The organism is Halapricum sp. CBA1109 (genome assembly GCF_009741825.1).
GTDB lineage: Archaea > Halobacteriota > Halobacteria > Halobacteriales > Haloarculaceae > Halapricum.
This window is the reverse complement of sequence record NZ_WPCA01000209.1, coordinates 1-3,263: the sequence shown is the minus strand read 5'-3', so window position 1 is coordinate 3,263 and position 3,263 is coordinate 1. Positions and strand designations below refer to the sequence as shown.

The following is a 3,263-nucleotide window of genomic DNA, read 5'->3' as shown; positions in this document are numbered from 1 at the left end:
CGTCGACCGGATGGCCGCCGCGGAGTACGGTCCGGGGCACACTCTCGCCGTCGTCCTCGGGACCTTCGACGCCGACGAACCGACGTTCCCGCTGGCCGCGTCGGAACCGTCCGTCCACCGCGAGGACGGCCTGTTCGTCGCCGCGATGCGCTCGGACGGCGAGGCGTGGCCGGCCGGGACGGACGCCACTGGCGACGCCATCGACGAGGAGACGCCGCTGTCGGCGGACGCGACGCTGGCGCTGGCACAGGTCAGTGAGTACGAGGGGGTCGAGTTGTACCCCTCCTACTCCGAGGACGGGTCCGGTGCGCCGATTACGGACGTGGACGGCGCCGAGGCCGTCGCATTCGGGGGCCGCCGTGTCGACTCGACGACGGTCCAGATGTCCCTGGCCGCGGTGTTCGAGGACGAGTCGGCCGCCGACGCCGACGCGCTCGAGACATCGTTCACCGAGTCCGTCTCTGAGGGAGTGGACGACGTGTCCGTCGAGCAGGACGGGCGCGTCGCCGTCGCGACGCTGCGGGCTGACTACCCCTCCGAGGCGGTCCGCGAACGGATGCCATCGGTCGGTATCGAGGCCCGATACGACGGCGAGGACGGGACCGTGACGCTCGAACACCGCGGCGGTGACAGCGTCGACACCGACCGACTGACGTTGCTGGTCGAGGACGACCCGGTCGAGAACCCGTGGAGCGACGGGACGTTCGAGGCCGGCGACAGCGTGACGGTCGCCGTGGACCCGTTCGCGTACGTCACAATCGAGTGGGCGGACCCGGAGGCGGGACTCACCCGCCCCATCGCTACCGAACTCGCGGTTCCCCGTGACGCCTTCGAGTCGGCGTACGACCCGGCGACCGAGTCCGTGACGTTCACCTACACCGGTGAGCGGCCGGTCGAGGCGACCGACCGACTCGAAATATCTCACCGGTCGGGGACGGGCGAGCGACGACCGCCGGACGAGACGACCACCGAACCGCTCTCGGAGCGGTACGGGACGCTCGACCCGGGCACCGATATCGTCATCGAGGGCGTCTCGTACGCGACCGGGTGTCGCTGCTGGCCAGTTACGAGTCCGACACCGGCGGCGTCTCGACGTCGCTCGCTATCGTCCGTCCCGAAGTGCCCGGCGCGTTCCACGTCGAATCGGACGCCGACCGCCGCCTCGTCTACCGGGGTGAGACGGCCCACCCGGCCGCGAACTACCGGCTGACCGTCGGCGGTGAGACCCCCGGGACGGGGCTGTCGGACGCCCACGACACCCTCGAAACCGGCGATTCGGTCCCCCTCGGCGGTGAGGCGGGCGAGCGAGTCACCGTCGAGTGGGTCGGCGAGGGTGGTCCGGCGACCGTGTTCGACCACCGCTTGCGGCCGTCGGCCTCCTTCGGGGTACGGCCCGACGGCGACGGCGGTATCGCCCTCGTCTACCGGGGCGAGCGCACTTTCGATGCCGAGTCGTTCACCGTGACCGTCGACGGCCGGGAGGGCGAGAGACTGTTCGCGGCGGCCCACGACCGACTGGAAGACGGTGACGCGGTCGCTATCGACGGGGTGTTCCGCCGGATTCTGGTCGAGTGGACCGAACCGGACGAGCCGATGCACGTCGGGACGGTCTTCCTCCGACGTGTCCTGTCGTTCGAGATAGACGGCTCCGCCCTCCTGTTCGCGGGCGAGGGCGAGTGGCCGGCGGCGTCGCTGTCGGTCACGGTCGACGGAGCGGCCGTCGACGGCTTCTCGGGGACGGTGTCGAACGGCGACGCCGTCTCGCTCGACGCCGCCACAGGGGACGCGGTCGCGGTCGAGTTCGTCGCCGACGGGGAGTCGAAGACGGTGTTCGAGGGGACCGTCCACCCGCCGTTCGAATTCGACCTCTCCTACGACGCCGCGGCCGGCGAGGCGACGCTCACCTCGGAAACAGACGCGGAACTGGACCCCGAACGGCTCAGGGTCATCTCCCCGTCGGGGGAGTTCACCGGCGAGACGACCCGCTGGGCGGGGTCACACGACACTGTCGAGGCCGGCGACTCGGTCACGCTCGACGTGGGCGAGGACACGGAACTGCTCGTCGTCGTCCACGAGGCGTGGGACGCACACGTCGAACTCCCGGTCGAGGGCTGACCTACCGGCCGTGGTAGTCGACGACCCGTGAGAGGACCGACGCCTCCGCTCGCTGGAGCAGTTTCGAGGCCGTCGAGGCGGCACAGTCCAGTCGCGCGGCCACCTCCTCGACGCTCCCCTCGCGGGGCACCTCGTAGTAGCCGACCTCGACGGCGGTGCTGACGGCCGCCAGTTGGCGGTCGGTGAGGTCGCCGGCGACGGGGACGTGCCGCCGGTCGTACTCCCCGACAGTCTCGACGGTCACGTCGATATCCTCGGGGAGGCCCTCCAGCAACGTCTGGAACTCCTCGCCCTCGCCGACGACGGTCATCGAGAACTCGCCGCTGTCGTCGTAGACGACCGGCGGGACGACCAGTAAGTCAAGCGCCGCGAACGCCTCCTGCCAGACGACGTCCTCCTCGCGGCGCTGTTGGCAGACGTAGACGTAGAACGCGCCGTCGTCGATGGGCGTCAGGTCGTACCAGCGAATGGAGTCGACGCTGTCGAGTTTCGCCTCGTAGGGTTGTCGGTCGCCCTCGACGTAGAACAGTTCGTACTCGACGTTCAACTGGCTCCCGATGAGGTTCCAGGCCTGTAGCTCCTCGTACTCGACGGCGTCCGAGCGCTTGGCGAACACCTGCATCGGGTGCATCATCCACTCCGGTTGGCGCAACCTGATGTCGAGGTACTTCACTGGGGGTCAGTTCACGGACCACCGAAAAAACGCTACGGGTCAGAGTTTCTCGGCCGCGGCGGCCTGCTCGCGGCGGCGACGGCTCTGTTCGAGGCGGTTTTCGACCGCACGCGAAAGTTCCTCGGGAATCGAGCCACGGGCCTCCGAGAGCCGCGTCCGGACGTTCTCCAGTCGGGTGGCGACCGACGCGAGACGGTTCTCGACCGCTCGGCGGTTGCCGGTGGCCGCGTCCTCGGCGGTCCGCTCGGCGGCCGCGGCGACGGCGTCGAGGGCGTTCACGAGGCCCCGAACCGCGCCGCCGCCCCCACCGCCGTTTCCGCTGCCGGCCTCGTCGTCATCGTCATCGCCGTCTTCGCCGTCGAGCTCGTCCGCGGCGGCCGCTATCTCTCGCGCGTCTCGGCGGCCACGTCAGCGAGGTACTTCGCCAGCGGCGTCACGCCGGTCCGTGCTCGTCGATACGGACCCGGGTTCCTCC

Annotated in this window: 4 protein-coding genes; 2 read left to right on the top strand and 2 right to left on the bottom strand. The window is 70.0% G+C overall.

Annotated elements, in window-relative coordinates:
- Both GJ629_RS15150 and GJ629_RS16490 read left to right on the top strand, forming a co-directional pair.
- Nucleotides 1-1,210: type IV pilin N-terminal domain-containing protein (locus tag GJ629_RS15150; RefSeq protein ID WP_231754664.1), on the top strand; the 1,210-nt coding region annotated here is incomplete at its 5' end.
- Nucleotides 1,120-2,115: a hypothetical protein gene (locus tag GJ629_RS16490; protein ID WP_197428661.1), complete on the top strand. Its 996-nt coding sequence runs from the start codon at nucleotides 1,120-1,122 to the stop codon at nucleotides 2,113-2,115. The genes GJ629_RS15150 and GJ629_RS16490, both read left to right, overlap by 91 nt.
- Nucleotide 2,116: 1 nt before the next feature.
- Here the strand turns inward: GJ629_RS16490 and GJ629_RS15145 are convergent, their stop codons facing one another.
- Nucleotides 2,117-2,788: a helix-turn-helix domain-containing protein gene (locus GJ629_RS15145; protein ID WP_370515932.1), complete on the bottom strand. Its 672-nt coding sequence runs from the start codon at nucleotides 2,786-2,788 to the stop codon at nucleotides 2,117-2,119.
- Between the two features lie 39 nt (nucleotides 2,789-2,827).
- Entirely contained in the window at nucleotides 2,828-3,067 is a 240-nt protein-coding gene (locus GJ629_RS15140) for a hypothetical protein (protein ID WP_157513760.1), read from the bottom strand.
- Nucleotides 3,068-3,263 lie beyond the last annotated feature (196 nt).